The 21,873-nt window shown below is 68.2% G+C and carries 22 protein-coding genes; 13 read left to right on the forward strand and 9 right to left on the reverse strand.

Annotated features, from left to right (window positions below):
- Positions 1-30 precede the first annotated feature (30 nt).
- The gene (locus tag BOSE125_RS10030) at positions 31-966 is read right to left on the reverse strand and encodes a LysR family transcriptional regulator (protein ID WP_159552218.1); all 936 of its coding nucleotides are present in this window, start codon (positions 964-966) and stop codon (positions 31-33) included.
- A gap of 118 nt (positions 967-1,084) precedes the next feature.
- Between BOSE125_RS10030 and BOSE125_RS10035 the strand changes: the two genes are divergently transcribed.
- The 3 genes from BOSE125_RS10035 to BOSE125_RS10045 are packed head-to-tail and all read left to right on the forward strand — an operon-like array spanning position 1,085 to position 4,202.
- Positions 1,085-2,467 (forward strand): CitMHS family transporter, encoded by a 1,383-nt coding sequence (locus BOSE125_RS10035; RefSeq protein WP_159552220.1) that lies wholly within the window; start codon positions 1,085-1,087, stop codon positions 2,465-2,467.
- Between the two features lie 59 nt (positions 2,468-2,526).
- Positions 2,527-3,888, forward strand: coding sequence for an acyclic terpene utilization AtuA family protein (locus BOSE125_RS10040; protein WP_159552222.1), 1,362 nt, complete (start codon positions 2,527-2,529; stop codon positions 3,886-3,888).
- A complete protein-coding gene (locus tag BOSE125_RS10045; protein WP_159552224.1) occupies positions 3,885-4,202 on the forward strand; it encodes a hypothetical protein in 318 nt (105 codons plus the stop codon). Before BOSE125_RS10040 ends, BOSE125_RS10045 begins: the two co-directional genes overlap by 4 nt.
- A 71-nt stretch (positions 4,203-4,273) precedes the next feature.
- On the opposite strand, the gene BOSE125_RS10050 is transcribed toward BOSE125_RS10045, so the two are convergent.
- The 4 genes from BOSE125_RS10050 to BOSE125_RS10065 form a co-directional block, all read right to left on the reverse strand.
- Entirely contained in the window at positions 4,274-4,804 is a 531-nt protein-coding gene (locus BOSE125_RS10050) for a hypothetical protein (RefSeq protein WP_159552226.1), read from the reverse strand.
- A gap of 56 nt (positions 4,805-4,860) precedes the next feature.
- Entirely contained in the window at positions 4,861-5,682 is an 822-nt protein-coding gene (locus BOSE125_RS10055; protein ID WP_159552228.1) for an SGNH/GDSL hydrolase family protein, read from the reverse strand.
- 140 nt (positions 5,683-5,822) lie between these two features.
- Entirely contained in the window at positions 5,823-6,758 is a 936-nt protein-coding gene (locus BOSE125_RS10060; RefSeq protein ID WP_159552230.1) for a LysR family transcriptional regulator, read from the reverse strand.
- Positions 6,759-6,864: 106 nt separating this feature from the next.
- Positions 6,865-8,238 carry an MFS transporter gene (locus BOSE125_RS10065; protein ID WP_159552232.1) on the reverse strand — a complete coding sequence of 458 codons (1,374 nt, stop codon included), beginning with the start codon at positions 8,236-8,238 and terminating at the stop codon, positions 6,865-6,867.
- Positions 8,239-8,412: 174 nt separating this feature from the next.
- Here BOSE125_RS10065 and BOSE125_RS10070 point away from each other — a divergent pair, with 174 nt between their 5' ends.
- The 10 genes from BOSE125_RS10070 (at position 8,413) to mscL (ending at position 17,748) form a co-directional block, all read left to right on the forward strand.
- Positions 8,413-9,279 (forward strand): LysR family transcriptional regulator, encoded by an 867-nt coding sequence (locus tag BOSE125_RS10070; protein ID WP_201301175.1) that lies wholly within the window; start codon positions 8,413-8,415, stop codon positions 9,277-9,279.
- Positions 9,280-9,460: 181 nt separating this feature from the next.
- Entirely contained in the window at positions 9,461-10,768 is a 1,308-nt protein-coding gene (locus BOSE125_RS10075; RefSeq protein ID WP_159552236.1) for an NAD(P)/FAD-dependent oxidoreductase, read from the forward strand.
- A gap of 51 nt (positions 10,769-10,819) precedes the next feature.
- Entirely contained in the window at positions 10,820-11,242 is a 423-nt protein-coding gene (locus BOSE125_RS10080; protein ID WP_159552238.1) for a RidA family protein, read from the forward strand.
- Positions 11,239-11,910 (forward strand): DUF1028 domain-containing protein, encoded by a 672-nt coding sequence (locus BOSE125_RS10085; protein ID WP_159552240.1) that lies wholly within the window; start codon positions 11,239-11,241, stop codon positions 11,908-11,910. The genes BOSE125_RS10080 and BOSE125_RS10085 overlap by 4 nt, the downstream gene beginning before the upstream one ends.
- Positions 11,846-13,063 (forward strand): M20 family metallopeptidase, encoded by a 1,218-nt coding sequence (locus tag BOSE125_RS10090; RefSeq protein ID WP_159552242.1) that lies wholly within the window; start codon positions 11,846-11,848, stop codon positions 13,061-13,063. The genes BOSE125_RS10085 and BOSE125_RS10090 overlap by 65 nt, the downstream gene beginning before the upstream one ends.
- Positions 13,060-14,487 carry an aspartate ammonia-lyase gene (locus tag BOSE125_RS10095; protein WP_371300586.1) on the forward strand — a complete coding sequence of 476 codons (1,428 nt, stop codon included), beginning with the start codon at positions 13,060-13,062 and terminating at the stop codon, positions 14,485-14,487. Before BOSE125_RS10090 ends, BOSE125_RS10095 begins: the two co-directional genes overlap by 4 nt.
- Before the next feature lie 149 nt (positions 14,488-14,636).
- Complete coding sequence (gene coaA / locus BOSE125_RS10100) at positions 14,637-15,632, forward strand: type I pantothenate kinase (RefSeq protein WP_371300775.1); 996 nt, start codon at positions 14,637-14,639, stop codon at positions 15,630-15,632.
- Between the two features lie 167 nt (positions 15,633-15,799).
- Positions 15,800-16,513: a M15 family metallopeptidase gene (locus BOSE125_RS10105; protein ID WP_159552246.1), complete on the forward strand. Its 714-nt coding sequence runs from the start codon at positions 15,800-15,802 to the stop codon at positions 16,511-16,513.
- A 153-nt stretch (positions 16,514-16,666) separates the two neighbouring features.
- Complete coding sequence (locus tag BOSE125_RS10110; RefSeq protein WP_159552248.1) at positions 16,667-17,221, forward strand: hypothetical protein; 555 nt, start codon at positions 16,667-16,669, stop codon at positions 17,219-17,221.
- A 101-nt stretch (positions 17,222-17,322) separates the two neighbouring features.
- Positions 17,323-17,748, forward strand: a complete 426-nt coding sequence (mscL, locus tag BOSE125_RS10115; protein ID WP_159552250.1) for a large conductance mechanosensitive channel protein MscL — start codon at positions 17,323-17,325, stop codon at positions 17,746-17,748.
- 48 nt (positions 17,749-17,796) lie between these two features.
- Here mscL and BOSE125_RS10120 read toward each other — a convergent pair whose 3' ends face one another.
- The 4 genes from BOSE125_RS10120 to glmM all read right to left on the reverse strand — a co-directional run bounded on the left by BOSE125_RS10120 (position 17,797) and on the right by glmM (position 21,871).
- The gene (locus BOSE125_RS10120) at positions 17,797-18,540 is read right to left on the reverse strand and encodes a MerR family transcriptional regulator (RefSeq protein ID WP_236557915.1); all 744 of its coding nucleotides are present in this window, start codon (positions 18,538-18,540) and stop codon (positions 17,797-17,799) included.
- Between the two features lie 35 nt (positions 18,541-18,575).
- Positions 18,576-20,204 (reverse strand): alpha/beta hydrolase, encoded by a 1,629-nt coding sequence (locus BOSE125_RS10125; protein WP_201301176.1) that lies wholly within the window; start codon positions 20,202-20,204, stop codon positions 18,576-18,578.
- A gap of 108 nt (positions 20,205-20,312) precedes the next feature.
- Entirely contained in the window at positions 20,313-20,510 is a 198-nt protein-coding gene (locus BOSE125_RS10130) for a hypothetical protein (protein WP_159552252.1), read from the reverse strand.
- A gap of 2 nt (positions 20,511-20,512) precedes the next feature.
- A complete protein-coding gene (gene glmM / locus BOSE125_RS10135; RefSeq protein WP_159552254.1) occupies positions 20,513-21,871 on the reverse strand; it encodes a phosphoglucosamine mutase in 1,359 nt (452 codons plus the stop codon).
- Positions 21,872-21,873: the final 2 nt, after the last annotated feature.

Consider the following 21,873-nt stretch of genomic DNA (forward strand, 5'->3'; position numbering starts at 1 on the left):
ACCAGGGCCGATGCCGCCGTCGTGCACTAGTCACTCCACCCACTCCACACCCTGCGGCAGAGGCAGGTCGCCGGAGGGCGCCTCATCGAGCATGGCCCGGAAGGCCCGCAGCGCGGACGAGACCGGCCGCTCGCGGTGCGCCAGGATGCCGAGGGTCCGCTTGACCGCCGGGGAGGTCACCGCCACGTCCACGATCCCTGCGAAGCCCACCAGCGGGACCACCAGGGACGGCACCACGCTGATGCCCAGGCCGGCGGCGATCATGCCGCCCACGGCCGCCACGTTCCGGGCGTCCACCACCACGTGGGGCACCTCGCCGAAGGCCGCGTCCAGGTGGGCGCGGATGCTGCTGGACGTGTCGAACCGGATGAACGGCTCCTCCCTCAGCTCCTCCCACTCCAGTGACTCCCGGTCCGCGAACGGATGCCCGGGCGGGCACAGGCACCGGAAGGCGTCCCGGACCAACGGCGTGAAGGTCAGCGGATGGCATGCCTCGCGTTCCGTGCCCTCCGGCCCGGCGGCCGTGAGTCCCAGGTCCACCTCCCCCTTCAGGACCATCTCCTCCACCTGGGCATGCAGACCGTCGTGCACGGTCACCTCGCAGTCCGGATGGGCCTGCCGGAAGGCGGCGACCACCGGCGGCAGCAGGGTGGCGGCGGCTGTGGGCAGGGCGCCGATCCGGACGGTTCCCCGGCTGCCGCTCTGGTACCCCTCGATGTGGCGCATGCCGGTCTCGTAGGCCTCCACCAGGGACTCCGCGATCCGCACGACCTCCGTACCCAACGGGGTGAGGGCCACGTGGCGAGTGCTGCGGTCGAACAGCTGTCCGCGGACGCGCGCCTCCACCTCCGCCACGGTGCGGCTGAGGGCGGATTGGGACAGGTGCAGCACCCGGCCGGCCTGGGAGAAGGACCGCTCCCGGGCCACCACGACCACGGCGCGCAATTGCTGGACGGTGAGGTTCACGCCTTCACTCTCCCCGCGTGCAGTGATGAGCGCAACGCATGAGTTGATGCTCTTTTGATGTTTGTGCTGCACATGTGTGCGGCATCACACTCGAAGGCATGACCTCAAGGAGATCCCCATGCTGACGATTCTGGGCTTCGCCACCATCGTGGTGTTCCTCGTGCTGACCATGACCAACCGCGTCTCGGTCCTCATCGGGCTGATCGCCGTGCCCGTGGTGGCGGCCCTGATCGGCGGCTTCGGCCCCCAGCTCGGGGAACTCTCCACCGAAGGCATCCTCCAGGTGACCCCCGTGGCGGTCATGATCACCTTCGCCATCCTGTACTTCAGCCTGATGATGGACGAGGGGCTCTTCGACCCGGCCATCCGCAGGATCCTGCGCTGGGTGAAGGGCGACCCGGCCCGCATCACCGTCGGCACCGCCGTCCTCACCATGCTGGTGGCCCTCGACGGCGACGGCGCCACCACCTTCCTCATCACCGTCTCCGCCATGCTGCCGCTCTACCAGCGCCTCGGCATGCGGCCACTGGTACTGGCCGGGGTGGTGGGCCTGTCCGCCGGCGTCATGAACATCCTGCCGTGGGGCGGCCCCACCGCCCGCGCCATGGCCGTGCTCGACGTCGGCATCGACGAGATCTTCATCCCGGTGATCCCCTCCCTGATCGCCGGCATCATCTGGATCCTCGCCGTGGCCTGGTACCTGGGCCTGCGCGAGCGCCGCCGCATCGGGGTGGCCAGCCTGAGCGCCGAGGAGCTGGAGCTCGTGGTCGCCGGGGTGCGCGGCACCGGCGGAGGAGGTGCCGGGACCGGTTCCGGCGGCGGCTCGGCTGCCGCTGCTGATCTGGGGCACGACGGCGGCCCGGCCACCCGCCGCGCGACGCCCCGCTGGCGGATGGTCGCCAACCTCGTCCTGACCGTCGCCCTGCTCGCCGCACTGGTGGCCCACGTCCTGCCCCTGCACGTGCTGTTCATCCTCGGATTCGTCATCGCGCTGACCTACAACCGGCCGCGGTGGGCGGACCAGCAGCGTCTGCTGGAGGACCACGGCAAGGCCGTGCTGCTGGTGATCTCCATGATCTTCGCCGCGGGCATCTTCACCGGCGTGCTGGGCGGGACCGGGATGATCACGGCCATGGCCGACTCGCTGGTGGGCGTAATCCCCACCGGACTGGCCAACCTGCTGCCGTTGCTGACCGCGCTGACCAGCATGCCGATGTCCCTGATGTTCACCCCGGATGCCTACTACTTCGGCGTCCTGCCGGTGCTGGCTGAGACCTACGCGGCTTCCGGCGGGGATCCGTCCGCGATCGGCCGCGCCGCCATCATGGGGCAGATGACCACCGGCTTCCCGCTGAGCCCGCTGACCGCGGCCACCTTCATCCTGATCGGCCTGACCTCGGTCCAATTGGGTGAGCACCAGAAGTTCCTGTTCGGCTGGGCCTTCGGCACCACCCTCGTCATGACGGCCGTGGCGATCCTGACGGGGGCGATCCCGCTGTGAACAGCCCAGAATCCCCGAACCCCCCGAACGCCAAAGCATCGCTCGAGAAGGACCCCACCATGACTCTGGACCGCTCCCCCACCGTCCGGCTCGGAGCGGGCGCGGGCTTCGCCGGGGACCGGATCGATCCGGCCCTGGACCTCGCCGAACGGGGCGGGCTGGACTACCTCGTCTTCGAGTGCCTCGGCGAACGGACCATCGCCGCCGCCCACGCCCGGCGGCTCAGCAGTCCCGGCAGCGGCTACGACCCGCGGCTGCTGGCGCGGATGCGCGCCGTGCTGCCCGCCTGCCGCACCGCCGGGACCCGCATCATCACCAACAGCGGCGCCGCCGAACCCCTCGCGGCCGGCCGGGCCGTCGTCGAGCTCGCCCGGGACCTGGGCCTGACCGGGCTGAGGGTGGCCGTGCTGACCGGTGACGACGTCCTGGAGGCCGTGCGTAGCACCCGCCCCGTGGACGCCGAGACCGGCGAGCCCCTGGACCTGGACGCCGCCGTCTCCGCCAACGCCTATCTGGGCGCTGAGGGGATCGCGGACGCCCTGGGTGAGGGCGCCGACGTCGTGATCACCGGCCGCGTCTCCGACCCGGCCCTGTACCTCGGTCCGCTGATGCACGAGCACGGCTGGTCTCCCGAGGACGTGGAATTGCTGGGACGCGGCACGTTGGTGGGGCACCTGCTCGAGTGCGCCGGGCAGTTGACCGGCGGGTACTTCGCCGATCCGGACACCAAGCCGGTCCCTGGCCTGGACCGGCTCGGCTTCCCCTTCGCCGATGTGGATGCCCAGGGCGAGGCGCTGTTCCAGAAGCTGCCCGGCACCGGTGGCCTGCTCACCCCGCAGACCTGCGCGGAGCAACTGCTGTACGAGGTGGACGATCCGGGCGCGTACCTGACGCCGGATGTGGTGGCGGACTTCTCCCGGGTCGCCTTCACCACGGCCGGGCCGGATGCGGTGCGCGCCACCGGGGCCACGGGGCGTACCCGGCCCTCACAGCTGAAGGTGACCCTCGGCTACCGGGGCGGATGGCTGGGCGAGGGGCAGATCTCCTACGCCGGCCCGCGCGCGCTGGAACGGGCACGGCTGGCCGGCGAGGTCGCCCGGGCACGACTGCACCGGGTCCATGGGCTGCCCGAGGAAGCGGTGGAGCTCGAATACATCGGGACCGGTGCGGCGTTCCGCGGCCTGGCCGCTGTTCCCGAGGCCCTGTCCAAGGCCCTGCCCGAGGTGCGGCTGCGGGTCAGCGCCCGCGTGGACGAGGAGCAGCAGGCCGCGGCGGTGCCGTGGGAGGTCGAGAGCCTGTACACGAACGGGCCGGCCGGCGGTGGCGGCGCCCGTGGATCCGTCACCGAGCAGGTCAGCGTGCGGTCCTGCCTGTTGGACCGCGACCTGGCCCCCTACACCACCACGATGCTGGAGGCATGATGATCCTCGACGACCTGGCCACCGTCCGCGCCGGCGACAAGGGCGACGCCCTGATCCTGGCGGTCTTCCCCCGGGACGAGGAGGCATACGCGGTGCTGCGGGAGGAGGCGACCGAGGAACGGGTGGCCGCCCACTTCCAATGCAGTCCGGGGCAGGTGCGGCGCCTGGAGCAGACAGTTCTCCGGGCCTTCGTGTTCCGGCTCGCCGGCGTGCTGGGCGGCGGCGTCACCGGCAGCGCCACCCTGGACGGGCACGGCAAGACCCTGAGCTACCACCTGGCCACCCTCCCCCTCCCCCCATCACGGCCGCGATAACTGTTGATCCGCGCGGCGTGTCTCGACGTCGACTGGTGCCTTGATTCCCGGGTCGGTCGGCGACCGCTCGCTCAGTGGGCGACGAAGCGGGTATCCATCGTGGCGTCGCTGATGCGTCGGACCCTGGCCTGCTGGTCCTGTGCCTGCTGGTAGAGGTCCTTCATCCGCTGTCCGTCCAGGCCGGCGTCCGGAAAGCGCTCCGCCAGCTTGGCCAGCACGGCATACATGCCGGCCTTGCCCTGCAAGGCGCTCTGCAGGATGTCCATCTCGACCTGCGTCATGCCCTCGGACTTCGACCGGGTGATGTTCACGGGATTCAGCCGGCCGGCCACTCCAGCGGCCAGGCCCAGGGCGTTCTCCACGATCGACTGCCGCAGTCCGAGCCGATCGATCAGCTGCTCGAGTTCTTCCTTCTCCTCAGTGACCTCCCCAGACAGATCGCGGAATTCCTGCTCATACTCGGTGCCATCCCATGTGTCCGCGGCGGCCTGGAACAGGCGGATGCCGCTCTTAGCACCCAGCAGGTGGTGATTGAGGTAGTCCTGCAACTCGTGCTGATTGATCTGGTTGAGCTGATTCGAGTCATTGCGGGGAGTGTCCATGGTCCCTGCCTACGCGTCCGAAGGCCGCCCTGCAAGGGATGACCAGCCCCCATGGGTTAGTCGGCGAAGAAGGTCCTGACTGCATCAGCCCACACTTGGTGGCCGTCCTCGTTCGGGTTGACCTCGTCCGCCAGCAGGGATTCCCAGTCGCCGGCCTCTTCGAAGGCGGCGAACACGTCGATCACCGGCAGCCCGCGCTCCTCGGCCGCGGCACGCATGGCGTCCCGGTTGGTATCGGCGTAGCCGATCCAGGTGGCCAATGCCGGGTTCTGTGCGGTCAGCACCACGGGGGCGGCGTCCTCGCCCCCGGCGTCCAGGGTCCCGAGCAGCTCGTTCAGGGCGGAGTCCACGAAGTCGGGCTCGCCGAAGTGCCCGTAGTTGAGGATCGTCAGGTCCGCCTCGGGCTCGATCATGCCGTCCAACTCCAGCGGGAAGCCGGGGTTGCCCTCGGTGGCGGAGCCGTTCCAGATGGTGATGGCCCGATCGCCCCCGCCGAAGGTGCGCGGCTCCACGTACCAGGTTCCCGTCTCGGGGTTCCAGGTATGGACCGCCACGGAGGCCTCGGCGCCGAGCTCCTCGGCCCAGCGGTACACCCATTCGTTGCTGGTGTTGGACGTGGAGTCCCCGAGCACGTTGATGACGGAGTCATCACCCCGGTTGACCACGGCCTGGGCGGCTGCGGTGACGGCGTCTACCGGATCCTCAGGGGCCTCCTCGGACGCCGTGGGGCTGGCAGAGGGGCTTGCCGAGGGCTCGACGGTCTCCGCCGGGGTCTCCTGAGCGGGGGCGGAGACATTGCTCTCGAGCGCAGCCTCAGCGTCGGTGCGGTAGTCCTTCTGCTGGGTGAACAAGACCACCAGCAAAGCCACAATGGCCATCACCAGGAGCACCAGTGCCGCCCATTGAAGCTTCGACGTTCCGACCAATTTTTCTCTCACAAGGGCCGATCCTACCGGCAGGGAAGGCACTGAGCGCGATCTTCGAGGGCGACAGAGGACATGGCAGCTCGGAGCCTTGGCTACCGTTCGCCCGCAGGGTAGTACCTCGGGCTGGTGGACAGGACTTCTGCGGCCTGGCGCAGGAAAAGCTGGACCCGTTGGCTATGATTCCGATGTCCCGGCGTGACCGCCACGATGTCCAGTGCCTCGGGGTGGCCATCCAGTTCCACGGCGGCATAATCGAGTCCTTCCAGGCTGGCCATGTGCCTGGCCCTCTGGCTGAGCAACGAGCACCCCAGCCCCTGAGCGACCAGCCCCCGCAACACCTCGAAGCTGGCGGTGCGGAACCGGACTGTGGGGGTCAGTCCAGCGGCCGAGAACAGGGACAGGAAATACTCACCGGCGGGTTCGAGATCGAAAAGAATGAATGGTTCCTGAGCCAGATCCGCCAAGGAGACCTCCCCCGCCGTGGCCCGGTGGTGTTCTGCAGGAAGCAGTGCATAGGGCCGAACGGATCCCAAAGGCACCACGTTGCCCACCTCCGTCAGCTGGTCACCGAACCGGTAGTCATACATCACCGCCACGTCACATTCGCCCTTCATCAGCTGACGTAGCAGGTCGCTGCGGGATCCCTCGGAGAACCGAATGTCGATGGCCGGGTGGGATTCCGCGAACTCGGCCACGAGGCGAGGCATAAGGACCGGGGCGATGGTGGCATAGCAGCCGATGTGCAAGGTCCCTGTGAGTTCCTGACCCAGCCGCCCGGCATTGCGTTCAAGGTTGTCCACATCCCTCAACAGCTGCCGGGCATGCGCCAGGAGCGACTGGCCGTCCCGGGTCAGCACCAGTCCCCGCGCCTGCCGGATGAACAGTTGGACTTTCAGCGCCTTCTCCAGATCGGAGACGGCCGTGGACACCGCGGACTGAGAGAGATGGAGTTGCTGGGCAGCGGCCGTGACCGTGCCGAGTTCAGCGACCGCCGCAAAGTGCTCCAGTTGCCTGAAGGTGATGGTCATTCCCGGCTCCTCGGTCAGGAGGTGGACGTCTGGACATGGACCGACCCGGCCGTCGACGAGGCGTCAACAGCCGGGTTCAGGGGCCCGTATCCAGCGTAGGGGCAGGCTAGGCCCGGGCGGTGTCCGGCTTCGCCTCCTCCGAGTCCTTCGAGGAAACTCCCGCCGGAGCTCGGTCAGAATCATGCAGCAGGTCCACCCCGCGGGTCTCGGGCATGGTGTACAGGGTCACTAGGCCGATCAATCCGACGACCATCAGGGTGAAGGCCGGCACCATGTTGTTCCCCGTGAGATCGATCAGCCAGGTGTTGATGTAGGGCAGCGTGCCGGCGAAGAACGCCCCGGCGATGCTGTACGCCATAGAGAGACCGCTCTGACGCGTGCGCGTGGGGAAGAGCTCGGCGACCGTCACAGCATGGGTGCCCAGAATGAGAGCCAGGATGGCGGCCAGCCCGAAGGTGGAGAAGAAGCCGGCCAGCACCGAACCCTGGTTCATCAGCATGAAGAGCGGGTAGGAACCCAGGATTAGCAGGATGCCGGCGGCCACGAGGACGGGCTTCCGGCCGACTCGGTCGGAGACGATGCCGGACAGCGGGATGATCGCGATGGCCGTCAACGAGGCGACGGCGGACAAGACGGCTGCCTGGTCGTTGGGCATCCCGACCAATTGTTCCTGGTAGGTGATCAGGTAGACCAGCACCACGTAGAACGTGCAGTTCATGAAGATCTCGATGCCAATGGTCTGGAAGAACTGCTTGCTGTTGTGGCTGAAGACCTCCCGGATGGGAGCGGATGACACGGTATCCAGCTCCTGCAAGGCCTGATATTCCGGGGTGTCCTCGATCTTGAGGCGAATGTAGAGGCCCACCAGGGCGAGCGGCACCGTCAGCAGGAAAGGAATGCGCCAGCCCCAGGCGAGGACCTCCGCCGGGTCCAGCCAGAAATGGAGGCCCGCGACCACCAGGGATGCCAGCAGGAATCCGAGGACGGAGCCGAACTCCAGCCACGAGACGCCCAGACCGCGCCGTTTGGTGGGTGCGTACTCGGCCAGGAAGGCTGCAGCCGAGCCGAACTCGCCGCCGGCCGCGATCCCCTGGATGACGCGGGCCACCACCAGCAGAATCGGGGCGAGAATGCCGATTGAGTCATAGGAGGGGATCAGACCTAGCAGGAGAGTGCCGGCGGCCATGGTGACGATCACGATCGACAGGGTCTTCTTGCGCCCGTACCGGTCCCCGAGGTGGCCGAAGATGAGGGACCCGATGGGTCTCACGAAGAAGGCGACGGCGAAGACCGCGAAGACCGACAGCAGACCCGCTGCCCCGTCCTGAGAGGGGAAGAAGATGACCGCGATCGTGGTCGCCAGATAGGCGTAGATCGCCCAGTCGAACCAGTGGACCAGGACGCCGATGGCCCCGGCGACGACGTTGCGTTTGAGTCCTGTCTTGGCGACCTGGCGGTCGGCTTCGGAAGTGCGGGACATGGTGTTCTCCCTTGATCGGGTGGGTAGTGCCCAGAAGCTTGGCAATCAGGCTAAGTCTGTGAGTGGTGTCACTACCATCGATATCTTTCGAGAGGCACCTCACTAAAACCGAAACCTCGGGTAGCTATGCTCGTGGCCATGGCGAATGCTCCGTCCGACCTCACACTCAACCAAGTGAGGTACTTCGTGCGCGTTGCGGAGCTCGGCTCCATGACGGAAACCGCCGCCGAGATGTTCGTCGCGCAGTCGGCGATCTCCACGGCCATCGCGCACCTGGAGACCACCCTCGGCCACAAGCTGTTCGTCCGCCAACGCTCGCGCGGAGTGGTCCTGACCGAGCAGGGCACCACGTTCTATGCGGCCGCACAGACCATCCTCCGATCCGTTGACGATGCGGTCCATTCCCTCAGTCCCGAGCGACTCACGGGGCAGCTGGCAGCCGGATGCTTCACCACCCTGGCCCCCTTCTGGCTGCCCACGGTCTACGAGGGCCTGACCTCGGCCCACCCGGCACTCGACGTCCGGCTCCGTGAAGTCACCGGCGACCAGGTGGAGCAGCTCCTCCTCCGCCGGGAACTGGAAGTGGCACTGACCTACAGCTTCGACTACGGCCGCAGCATCGACTTCGAACGGCTCAGCGAAGCGCCGGTATATGCGGCCGTGGGGGAAGGCAGCCATCTGGCCGGCCGCTCCACGGTGTCGCTCGAAGAGCTCGCTGACGAACCACTCATCCTGCTGAACATGGGCAAAAGCGCCAACTACTTCCTGTCGATCTTCCAGGACGCACACCTGCAGCCCCGGGTCCACGAGAGGTTCGAGAGCTTCGAGGTGGTGCGCTCCATGGTGGCTCGCGGCCACGGATACACCATCCTGAACCAGCGCCCCGCTCATGACCTCACCAACGACGGCGGCCGCATCGTGCGGCTGCCCATCGATGGCGTGCGCTCGTACTTGCAGATCGGTGTGGCACATCGCGCCGACGAGACGCTGTCCCGTAAGGGTCAGGTCTTCATCGAGGCATGCCGCTCGATCCTCGGCTGATCGGTCATGGCAGCGGATCCCCGTGAACGATGCAGTGCGCGTCATTGGATCTGATTTTCCGATGCAGATCCTCACTTACGAGTATTTGATATCGACCTGAGCCCTCCGGAGACTGAGTACCACTCAGCAGCGAAAACCGTGGTCCTCATCACTCGGTGGGGTCAGTCAACCGGAGGTATGCATGTCGACCCAAGACACCGAGGTACTCATCGTGGGGGCCGGCCAGGCCGGCGTGGCCATGAGCGAACATCTGACCGGCCGGGGTGTCCCCCACCTCGTCCTGGAACGCCACCGCATCGCCGAACGGTGGCGGACGGAGCGGTGGGACTCCCTGGTCGCCAATGGTCCGGCCTGGCACGATCGCTTCCCGGGCATGGAGTTCGCGGACGTCGGACCGGACGGTTTCGCCACCAAGGAGCAGGTGGCCGACTACTTGGCCGCCTATGCGGAGCGCTTCGACGCACCGATCCGCACCGGCGTGGAAGTCACGGCAGTCCGCAAGAACGAGGGCCGGCCGGGGTTCACAGCAGAGACGTCCATCGGCACCATGCAGGCCCGCTACGTGGTGGCAGCCACCGGTCCCTTCCAGAAACCCGTCATCCCCGCCGTGGTCCCGGAGGGTTCCGGCCTCACACAGATGCATTCGAGTTCCTACCGCAACCCCGGGCAGCTGTCCGAGGGCGGTGTGCTGGTGGTCGGCGCCGGTTCCTCCGGCGTGCAGATCGCGGCCGAACTCCAGGACGCCGGACGGCAGACCTACCTGGCCGTGGGGCCCCATGACCGGCCCCCGCGTAGCTACCGCGGCCGCGACTTCGTGTGGTGGCTGGGCGTGCTGAACAAGTGGGAGGCCTCCGCGCCGCCGCAGGGCGCCGAGCACGTCACGATCGCCGTCAGTGGCGCCCGCGGCGGGCACACGGTGGACTTCCGCGACCTGGCCCACAGTGGCATCACCCTCGTGGGCCGGGCCAACTCGTTCCAGGACGGCGTCATGCACTTCGGTGCAGACCTCGTGGAGAACATCGCCCGTGGCGACGCGAACTACCTGGCCCTGCTCGACGAGGCCGACGAGTACATCGCACGCAACGGCCTGGACATGCCCGAGGAGCCGGAGGCCCGCCACCTCGGGGCCAGCCCTGACTGCGTTGAGCATCCTCTGCGAGAACTCGACCTGGCGGCCGCTGGCGTCAACTCGATCGTCTGGGCCACCGGGTTCTCCGTGGACTACGGCTGGTTGCACGCGGATGCCTTCGATGAGAACGGCAAGCCAGTGCATCAGCGCGGCGTCTCGGCAGAGCCCGGGGTGTACTTCCTGGGGCTGCCCTGGCAGTCCCGCCGCGGCTCCAGCTTCATCTGGGGCGTCTGGCATGACGCCAAGTACCTCGCCGACCACATCGCCATCCAGCGTGACTACAGCGCCTACCGCCCCTCTGTACCACCCACCGCGGGGGATGCTGCCGCGCGGCCGGTCTCGGCCAGCGTCGGCGCCTGACCACACTGTCCGCACCCCATCACCGCTTGAGTCCACCAGGAGAGCACACCCATGAAGTACACGCGCATCCGTCCGTTCAACACCAAGGACACCTACCCGGAACAGAACCTCGACAACGACCTCTGCCAGGCGGTGGTGGCCGGAGGTGTGGTCTATCTGCGGGGCCAGATCGGGCAGGACCTGGACACCCGCGAGTCCGTGGGCGTCGGGGACGTCGAGGCCCAGACGGTCAAGGCCATGGACAACATCAAGATGCTTCTGGAGGAGGCCGGCGGCGAGATGGAGGACATCGTCAAAGTGACCGTGTACCTCACGGATGTCCGCTACCGCGAGACCGTCTACCGGACCATGGGCACCTACCTCAAGGGGGTCTTCCCCGTCTCCACCGGGATCGTGGTCCAAGCGCTGGCCCGCCCGGAGTGGCTCGTGGAGATCGACGCCACCGCCGTACTGTCCGAGGAGGGCTCCAAGTGACCTTCTCCATCGCCGGCACCGATGGGTCCGGCCGGTTTGGTATGGCCGTCTCCTCCTCCTCCCCCGCCGTGGCAGCGCGGTGCATCCACCTGCGCGACGGGGTGGGGGCCGTGAGCTCGCAGAACATCACCGATCCCCGGCTCGGCGACGCCCTGCTCACCCTGCTCGAGGAGGGCCATCCGGCCAGCGAGGCGATGGAATCCCTGGTGACCGGAGAATCTACCCGGGAGTACCGCCAGCTCGTGGTCCTGGATGCCGCCGGCCGCGCCGCCGTGCACAGCGGCACCCACACTTTGGGCACCCATGCCGCAGCTTCCGGGGCCGGCTGCGTCAGCGCCGGCAACATGCTGGCGAACGAGGACATCCCGCAGGCCGCCTGCGAGGCGTTCGCCCGCACCAGCGGGGAGCTGGAGACCCGGTTGCTGGCCGGGCTCGTGGCCGGAGTGGACGCCGGCGGCGAAGAGGGACCCGTCCGCTCGGCCGGCCTCTCCGTGGTTTCTGGCCACGGTTGGCGGGACACCGACCTGCGCGTGGACTGGCACGAGGACCCGGTCGGCGAACTCGGCCGACTGCTCGAGGTCTGGTTGCCGCAACGGGAGGACTATGTGGTCCGCGGCCTGGACCCGGCAGCCTCCATCGGATACGGGGTGCCCGGTGACGACCGCTGACACCGCCGAGTCCCGCGATTCTGCGGAGTCCCGCGTCCGTGCCCGGGTCCGCGATGAGGCGCCGCAGCTAATCGCCCTGTCCGAACGGCTGCACGCCAACCCTGAGCTCGGGTGGCAGGAACATCAGGCGGCCGCGTGGACAGCGACCGCCCTGGCCGCGTCCGGCTTCGAGGTCACCCGGAACTACCTCGACTTCCCGACGGCGATCCGCGCCGTGGCAGGGAACGGCCGCCATCGCATCGGCCTGATGGCCGAATACGACGCGTTACCCGGCCTGGGGCATGCCTGCGGACACAACATCATCACCGCGACCTCGGTCGGCGCGGCCATCGCGCTGGCCGAGGTGGCCGAGGAACGCGACCTGACCGTCGAGGTCTATGGCACACCGGCCGAAGAGGGCGGCGGCGGCAAGATCGAGCTGCTCAAGAAGGGAGCCTTCGCCGGCCTGGCCCTGGCCATGATGGCCCATCCCAGCCCCGTGGACTCCGCAGAGGCCCGGCCTTACGCGGTCTCGCATTCCCACATCAGCTATCGCGGGAAGTCGGCCCATGCTGCGGCTTACCCGCACCGGGGCATCAACGCCAACGACGCCTTCATCATCGCGCAGGTCTCGCTCGGTCTGCTGCGGCAGCAATTGCCGACCGGAACCCGGGTGCACGGGCTGCAGACGCGCGGTGGCGAGGCCCCCAACGCGATCCCCGAGACCACCGAGGGCCGCTGGTATGTCCGCGCAGAGACCCTGGACGACCTGCAGGAGCTGCAGGAGCGGGTGGAGCGCTGCTTCGAGGCAGGCGCCCTGGCCACGGGCGCCGAGCTGAGCATCTCGCCCGAGTCCGAACCCTATTCGGAGTTTCGCACAGACGAGCGCGCGCTCGAACTATACGTGAAGCACGCCCGCGCTCTCGGCAGGACCTTCGACGCCCCGCCGGAGCAGGCGACCATGAACCGCGCCTCCACGGACATGGGCAACGTGTCCCAGGTGGTGCCGGCCATCCACCCCTACATCGGCCTGGGATGCTTCCCGGCCTCGAACCACCAGCCGGAGTTCGCGGCCCACTGCGTGGGCGAGGCCGCCAACCGGGCCATCACGGACGGTGCCACCGCCTTGGCCCTCACTGCGATCGACTACATCGCTGAATCAGGACGGTCATGAGCATGGAGCACCAGATGCCGGACGACTCCGGGCAGACCACCCGAACCGAACGCGACAGCCTGGGCGTCCGGGAGGTGCCCCGGGACGCCTACTGGGGAATCTCCACGCTGCGGGCGGTGGAGAACTTCCCCATGACTGGGCGAGGCGTCGGCACGCTGCGCTCGATGGTCTGGGCCCTGGGAGCTGTCAAGCACGCCGCAGCCACCGCGAACGAGGAGCTGGACCTGCTTCCCGCCACGGTGGCACAGGCGATCCGTGCGGCCGCCGGGGAGGTGATGGACGGCCTGCACGACGACCAGTTTATCGTCGACCTCATCCAGGGCGGTGCCGGAACCAGCACGAACATGAACGCGAACGAGGTCATCGCCAACAGGGCATTGGAGATCCTCGGCCGCACCAAGGGCGACTACGCGGTGCTCCATCCAATCGACCACGTCAACCGCAGCCAGTCCACCAACGACGTGTATCCGACGGCGGCGAAGATGGCGTTGGCGGTAGAGATCCAGAGTCTCCTGGCCGAGCACCGGCTCCTCAGTGAGGCCTTCGACCGCCGGGCCGATGAGTTCAAGGGGATCTACAAGGTCGGACGTACCCAGCTGCAGGATGCTGTGCCGATGACTCTCGGCCAGGAGTTCCGGGCCTTTGCGGCCACCTTGCGGGAAGACCACGCCCGGCTCGGAGAGTTCCGGGAGTACCTGCTCGAGACCAACCTCGGGGCGACCGCCATCGGCACCGGCATTACCGCCTCCCCGGACTACCGCCAGCTGGTGGTCAGTGAGCTGCGACAGATCAGTGGACTTCCTTTGGTCTCCGCTGAGAATCTAATGGAAGCCACGTCCGACGCCGGCGTCTTCATCCTGATCTCCGGCATGCTCAAGCGTGCGGCGGTCAAACTCTCTAAGATCTGCAACGATCTTCGGCTACTGTCCTCCGGACCCCAGGGCGGCTTCGGTGAGATCACCCTGCCAGCCGTGCAGGCCGGTTCCTCGATCATGCCCGGCAAAGTCAATCCGGTGATTCCCGAGGTGGTCAACCAGGTCGCCTTCCGCGTGGTCGGCGCCGACGCTGCCGTGACGATGGCCGTGGAAGCGGGGCAACTGCAGCTCAACGCCTTCGAGCCGATCATGGTCCACGAGTTGTTCGAATCTGTTGCGCTCCTGACCAGCGCCTGCCGCCAACTGCGGATTCGGTGCGTCGAGGGCATTGAACCGAACAGGCCCGCCTTGGCCGCACGCATGCACGAGTCGGTCAGCATGGTGACCGGCCTGGCGCCTCATCTGGGGTATGGGAAAGCGGCCGAACTGGCCAAGGCCGCCCTGCTGGAGCATCGGAGCATCCTCGACGTCGCCCAGGAGAGCGGCCTACTTAGCCGTGAGGAATTGGACCGTGCCTTCGACTTGGCACTGTTGGCCAATGACCGGTAGGGCTCCTGCTCGGCCCTGGCCGGCTCTCTCAAGGGAGCATCGGCCGGGGCGCGCCATGACCCAGGACACGGTTCGCCCCGCTCAGGATGGATAATGGGTGGGTGAATCCACCCGACGCCGCTGGCTCCGGACTCCCGCAGGCCACGCCTGTGACCCCGACCGGCCCCGCCAGTTGGGCAGGCTCCCCACCGGAGCCCGCCGACTCCGAGAACCACTACTCCCCCTTCATCGAGCTGGAGCGGGACACCTGGGCTCGGCTGGCCAATGAGATGGAACAGCCCTTCGACCAGTCGGACATCGACCGGCTGCGGGGCATCGGCGAGCACCTCTCCCTGCGTGAGGTCGCCGAGGTCTACCTGCCGCTCTCCCGGCTGCTGAGCATCCAGGTGGATGCGGCCGCCCATCTGCGGCGGGCGTCCAACGAGTTCCTGGGTGAATCCACCCGGCGCACACCCTTCGTGATCGGCGTGGCCGGTTCCGTCGCCGTCGGGAAATCCACCACGGCCCGCGTGCTCCAGGAGATGCTGCGCCGCTGGCCCAATACCCCCCGCGTGGAGCTGCTCACCACGGACGGCTTCCTCTACCCCAACGCCGAGCTGGAACGCCGCGGCCTCATGCAGCGCAAGGGATTCCCGGAGTCCTACGACCGACGCCGGCTCATGCGCTTCGTGGCGGACATCAAGTCGGGTGCCCCGGAGGTCCGGGCCCCCATGTACTCCCACCTCACCTATGACATCCTTCCGCACGAGGAAGTGGTGGTGCACCGTCCGGACGTGCTCATCATCGAGGGACTCAACGTGCTCGCCCCGCCCCGCGTGCGATCCGACGGCACCGCGGGCCTGAGCGTCTCCGACTTCTTCGACTACTCCATCTACGTGGACGCCAAGACCCCCGCCATCCGGCAGTGGTACACCGAACGGTTCATGCGCCTGCGCTCCGGGGCGTTCGCGGACCCCAAGAGTTACTTCCACCGCTACGCCACCCTGTCCGACGCCGAGGCGATCGCCACCTCCTCGGACATCTGGGACCGTATCAACGGGCCCAACCTCACCCAGAACGTGCTGCCCACCCGCGGCCGTGCCAAGCTCGTGATGACGAAGGACGTGGGCCACGCCGTCACCCGCGTGCTCCTCCGGAAGGTCTGAACGTGCGCGGCGCCCGCCCTCTCCTCACTCTCGGTGTCCTGGCTCTGCTGCTGACCGGTTGTTCAACAACGGACGAGCCGCCGATCGGATCCGCTACGGACAGCTTCCCGAGCCGTGCCACGGAGAGCGCGACGGCTTCCCCGTCGGTGTCCGCGTCGCCGCCCATCATGTCCAGCCCTGTCACACCGTCCTCACCGCCGGCCACCCCGACGCCCGTCACGCCGTCCACCTCACCGAAGGAATCCACGGCCAGCGCGGTGCCCGGCGAGTCAACGCTGGACCATGTCTCCCCCGCCTCCATCCAGGTGATGGTCAACAAGCGCAACCCCCTGGACCCGGCCGACTACGCTCCGGAGGATCTGCGCATTCCGGAAGTGCCGGCGTCGAAGGCTTCGATGGAACTCCGGGACGAGGCGGCCAGCGCGGCCGAGGACCTGTTCGCCGCGGCCGCCGCGGAGGGCGTGGACCTGACCCTGGTCAGCGCCTACCGCTCCTACGGCTACCAGCAGGGCACCTACGGCGGCTGGGTGGAGCGGTACGGGCAGGCCGAGGCGGACCGGATCTCCGCGCGCCCCGGCTTCTCGGAACACCAGACCGGCCTGGCGATGGACGTCGGTGCCGTGGACGGTGCCTGCACGCTCGAGCAGTGCTTCGGGGACACCCCGGAAGGCGCGTGGGTATCCGAGCACGCCGCCGAACACGGGTGGATCATCCGCTACCCGGACGGCGCCGAGGACGTGACCGGGTACTCCCCCGAGCCGTGGCACCTGCGGTACGTGGGCGCCGAGTCCGCGGCCGGCGTCGTGCGTTCTGGTGGGGTGCTGGAGACAGCCTGGGGCTTCGATCCGGCCCCGGACTACGGACCCGATTCCGCCCCTTGACCGAACCGTAGCCAACGGCCGGCCGGCCGGTGGATTTGGGCGCCGAATCGCAATGCATTGGGAGCCTGGCCGGGCTGTCCCTCCACCGCCAGCCGGCGCACAATTCTTCCACTTGGCGCCGCAGCTGCGGTGCCCCGGGAAGAAGGCACGGCCATGAAGAAACCACTTGCAACCCTCGGGACCTTCGTCCTCGCCGTGGGACTCGCCACGGGCATGAGTGCGGCCGCCCCACCCCCTGCGGCCGCAGCCCCGTACTGCGGCATCACGTGGGGTTCCACCACCGATGCCGCCGGGACGCATAGTGGTGCGCAGATCACGGCTGTGCGCACCGGCAGGCACACCTGCTACGACCGGATGGTGATTGACCTCAGGTATAAGGTCAAGGGCTATGACGTCCGCTACGCCTCTGTCCACCGGGAGGGCTCGGGCCAGTATGTCCCACTCGCCGGCGCCGCGGACCTGAGGATCATCGTCAAATCCCCCGCCTACAACACCTCGGGCCAGCCCACCTACGCTCCTGCCAGTTGGACAAACGCGAAGAACGTCAGCGGGTACAGCACCTTCCGCCAGGTGGCCTATGCCGGCAGCTTCGAGGGCCAGACCACCTTCGGGCTGGGCGTCCGGGCACGGTTGCCCTTCCGAGCCTTCATCCTCGACGGTCCGGGCACCGGATCACGCCTCATCGTGGACGTGGCGCACCGGTGGTGATGGCCCTGACCAGCACGTCTCTGCCGTAGGAAGACCGATGTCCCCGGCGTGTCACCCCCAACCTGGCGACCGCCGGGGCCCGGTCGGATTACGTTGAGGCCATGCTCCAGGGATTCAAAGACTTCATCATGAAGGGCAACGTCATCGATTTGGCCGTTGCCGTCGTCATCGGTTCCGCCTTCGGCGCTGTCATCACCGCATTGGTTGATTCGGTGCTGATGCCGTTCATCTCCGGCCTGGTCAAGTCGCCGAACTTCGACTCATTCGCCGTGGTCACCCTCAACGGCAACGACATCCGGTTCGGGGTGCTGCTGACCGCCCTCGTCAACTTCCTGCTCATCGCCGCCGCCGTCTACTTCGTCATCGTGATGCCCATGAACAAGATGATCGAGATGCGCAACCGCAAGCTCGGCATCGACCCGGACGCCGTGGAGATCTCCGACGACGTCGTCCTCCTCACCGAGATCCGCGACCTGCTGGCCGCGAACCGCAGCGGTGGCGCCGTGCCGCCGCGGACGGAGAACTGACCCACCGCCTGACTCCCCGCTCACCCCGCGCCCGACCCGCCGCCGGTCTCACTGACCAGGCTGCGGGTCGGCGTCGTTCTGGGCGTGGTGGGCGCGAACGGTGAGCAGGACGCGGCGGAGCACATCCCGCTGCGCCGGGGTGTAGAGCTCGGCCATGGCCTCGGTGATGGTGCGATCCGTGACCGACTGCCCCCGGGACAGATGGGGCCGGGGGTCGGTCAGCCACGGATAGTCGGTCAGGTGCGTGGCCAGCGCCGGGGCCAGACGTTCGGCCAGCCCCTGCCGGCAGGCCTCGTCGGCGTCCTCCGGCAGGTCGGCGAACTCCTGATCCATGGCACGGGATTCCCCGTCCGTGTCCCGGGCGATCATGCGCTGCACGTCCGCCATGGCCTGCTCGTCATACAGCTGCCCGTAGATCGACACGATGGACCTGTCTGCCTCGGACATCAGGGGCGCCACCGTCTCAAAGCCTGCCGGGACGCCGGCCGGAGCGCGATGCTCGAGGATCGCGGCCACCTCCGCCCGGGCTCTTTGCAGCCTCTGGATGGTCTCCTGCAGCTCGGCGTCCAGCACCTGCAGCGCCTCCAGCGCCTCGTCACCCTCCGCATCGACGGCCCCGATCCGGGACAGGGGCACCCCCAGGTCCCGCAGGCGGCGGATCCGCAGCAACCGCACCAGGTGGCGAACCCGGTACTGCTTGTAGCCGTTGGACCTGCGCTCGGGTTCCTCCAGCAGGCCGGACCGGTGGTAGAAGCGCACGGCGTTGACCGTGGTCCCGGCCAGCTCTGCCACTTCCCGCGTGCTCCACACACCGCTCACCCCCGAGATCACAGGGTACAGCTCGCCCCCTCCTCGGGAGTCTTCAGGTCGATCAGGTAGTCCGCCGCGACCTGGTTCACGCAGTCGTTGAGGCCCGTGGCCACAATCGTGTGCCCCTGCCCCTCCACCGTCAGCAGGGAACTGCCGAGCGAGGCGGCCATGGCCTCCGAACCCGCATACGGGGTGGTCGGATCCTGCGTGAGGGCCACCACCAGGGTCTCCGGCAGGCCCTCGATGTCCTGGGCATGGGGGAAGCCGAGGGTCGGCTCAGCCGGCCAGTGCTCGCAGCCCTCGCGGGCGCCGTCGCTGACGTCCACTCCCGGATCCATGAACGGGGCCTGCTCATAGGTCTGCTGCCGCAGCTGAGCCCCTTCCTCCGTGCTCAGGCGCTCCTCGTCCATGCAGTTGATGGCGTGGTTCGCCTCATTCTGGTTGGTCCAGCCGCCCTCCGGATCACGCAGGCTGAACGCGTAGCCCAGCTGCAACAGGGTGTCCCCGCGGCCCTGCTCGACCTCCCGGATCCCGGTGATGATGTCCTCCCAGTTCTGTGGCGAGTACAGGCCAGCGATCATCCCACCGACCGCAGCGTCAAAGGTCAGCTCGACGTCCTGTGCGGGTACCGGGTTCTCCCGCAGCGGTTGCATGATCTCCTGGAACCTCTCCGTTGCCTGGGCCGGATCGTCACCCAGCGGGCAATCGGGCTCCGCTGCGCAAGCCTCCGCCAGACTGTCGAAGGCCTCCTGGAAGCCGGCATAGGCATTGGTCCGCCGCTCGAGGGTGCCCTCCGTGGGATCCCCGGCACTGTCCAGGATCATGGCCCGGACCCGCTCGGGGAACTGCTCGGCATAGACGGCCCCGAGGCGGGTGCCGTAGCTCTGCCCGAGGTAGGTGAGCTTCTCCTGGCCCAGGACCTCTCGCAGCACGTCCATGTCCCGAGCGGTGTCCCGGGTACCCACATGCGTGAGGGCTTCCATGCCCCCGGAGCCCTCGGCGCACCGCTCCATCAGCGCTCGGGTGTCCTCCTCCGTGAACTGCACCGTGGTGCCTTGGGAACCCAGCGCCACCGCCCCCGTGTCCGCCTCGGCATCCGAATAGCAGTCGATCGTCGGAGTGGTGGCGCCGACGCCGCGGGGATCGAAGCCGACCATGTCAAACTTCTCCGTGACGGGACTCTCCGCCATGCCTGCCGCAGCGCTCACCGCACCCATCAACCCGGACCCGCCTGGGCCACCCGGGTTGATGACCAGCGGCCCCTGGGACTCGCCCCGTGCAGGGACCCTCAGCACGGCCACGGAGGCTTCCTCGCCCTCCGGGTTCTCATAGTCCAGCGGGACCGCCATCCGCGCGCACTCGGAGCCCTCCACCACCTCGTAGACCTCCTGCTCGATGGTGGTGGTCGCATAGTCGTCACACGCCTCCCACGCCAGTTCCTGGCCGTAGAACTCCTCGAGTCCGGCCGTCGAGGAATCCGTGGGCGACGGCTCCCCCGGGGGCTGCGGTTCACCTCCCGGGGCGCAGGCCGCCAACGTGCCGGCGAGGGCCAGGACCGCGAGCATCGCGCCGGCGGCGCGCGGCCGCCGTCGTGATGATGGCCGGGATGAAGATTGACGTGACGGTGGAGGCATCTGGCTGCGCATGGGGCTGTTCCTCAGTGTTGACGATGGGCTATACCGTCAGGTCACACTGTGTTCTGGGAACAGGGTCAAGGCTTCACTGGTGCTTGACCTGGAGACACCGGAGCGATGTCACGGTCCGATGCACGGGGCCCAGGAGTTCGGCGGATGCTCACAGGTCGGCAGGCTGATGGCGAAACAGACCAGTGCCACCAACACCACGGTGGCCGCCGCGCACAGGAGGAAGACCATCCACTTGCCGATCGGGGACACTTCTCCGGCGGGGTCCGGCCCAGCCGGATCCTCCTCAGCCGGGCGTTCCTGGCTCACGCTCAGACCGGGTCGGCGGAGAGCGCGAGTTCGCGCTCGACCACCGTGGCCAAGTCCTCGGCCTCGCGGCGGGCCTGCTCCTCGTCGGAGGCCTCCACCATCACGCGGACCACGGGCTCGGTCCCGGACGGACGCAGCAGCACCCGGCCGGTCTCGCCCAGGCGGGCCTCGGCGTCGGCCACCGCGGCCTGCACCTCGGCGTCCTCGGCCGCACGGTCCCGGTCCACGTCCTTGACGTTGATGAGCACCTGCGGGAGGCGTTCCATCACGCCGGCCAGCTCGGCCAGGGTCTGGCCACTCTCGGCCATGCGGGCGCCCAGCTGCAGGCCGGTCAGCACACCGTCGCCGGTGGTGGCGTAGTCGGAGAAGATCACGTGGCCGGACTGCTCGCCACCCAGGGAGTAGCTGCCGTGCTTCATGCCGGCCAGCACGTACCGGTCCCCGACCTTGGTCTCCACCAGGCGGACGCCCTCGCGTTGCATGGCCAGCTTCAGGCCGAGGTTGCTCATCACGGTCACCACGAGGGTGTCCTCCTTGAGGCGGCCGCCGTCCTTGAGGGCCACCGCGAGGATCCCCATGATCTGGTCCCCGTCCACCACCGTGCCGGTGGCGTCCACGGCCAGGCACCGGTCGGCGTCGCCGTCATGGGCGATGCCGAAGTCCGCACCGGTCTCCACCACCTTGGCCTGGAGTTTCTCCAGGTGGGTGGAGCCGTAGCCGTCATTGATATTGATGCCGTCCGGGTCCGCCCCGATCACCACGACGTCGGCGCCGGCGGCCTTGAAGACCTCCGGCGAGCACCCGGCGGCGGCACCGTGGGCGCAGTCGAGCACGACCTTCAGTCCGTCGAGGCGGTGCGGCAGGGTCTTGAGCAAGTGCAGGATGTAGCGGTCCTCGGCGTCCGCGAAGCGCTGGATGCGCCCGACGTCGGCGCCGGTCGGCCGGTGCGGCTCCTCCTCCATCTGACGCTGGATGGCGTCCTCCTGATCGTCGGTGAGCTTCTCGCCACCGCGCGCCAGGAACTTGATGCCGTTGTCCGGGGCCGGGTTGTGGGAGGCGGAGATCATCACGCCGAAGTCCGCCTCCAGGTCGTCCACCAGGAAGGCGGCGGCCGGGGTGGGGAGCACGCCGGCGTCGTAGACGTCCACGCCCGCACTGGCCAGACCGGCCGAGACCGCAGAGATGATGAACTCGCCACTGATGCGGGGGTCACGGGCCACCACGGCGACCGGGCGGCGCCCGTGGGTCTCCTGGTGCCCCAGCACCATGGCGGCGGACTGGGCCAGCTGGATCGACAATTCGACGGTCAGGATGCCGTTGGCCAGGCCACGGACGCCGTCGGTTCCGAATAATCTGCTCATCA

It is taken from the genome of Citricoccus sp. K5 (genome assembly GCF_902506195.1).
GTDB lineage: Bacteria > Actinomycetota > Actinomycetes > Actinomycetales > Micrococcaceae > Citricoccus.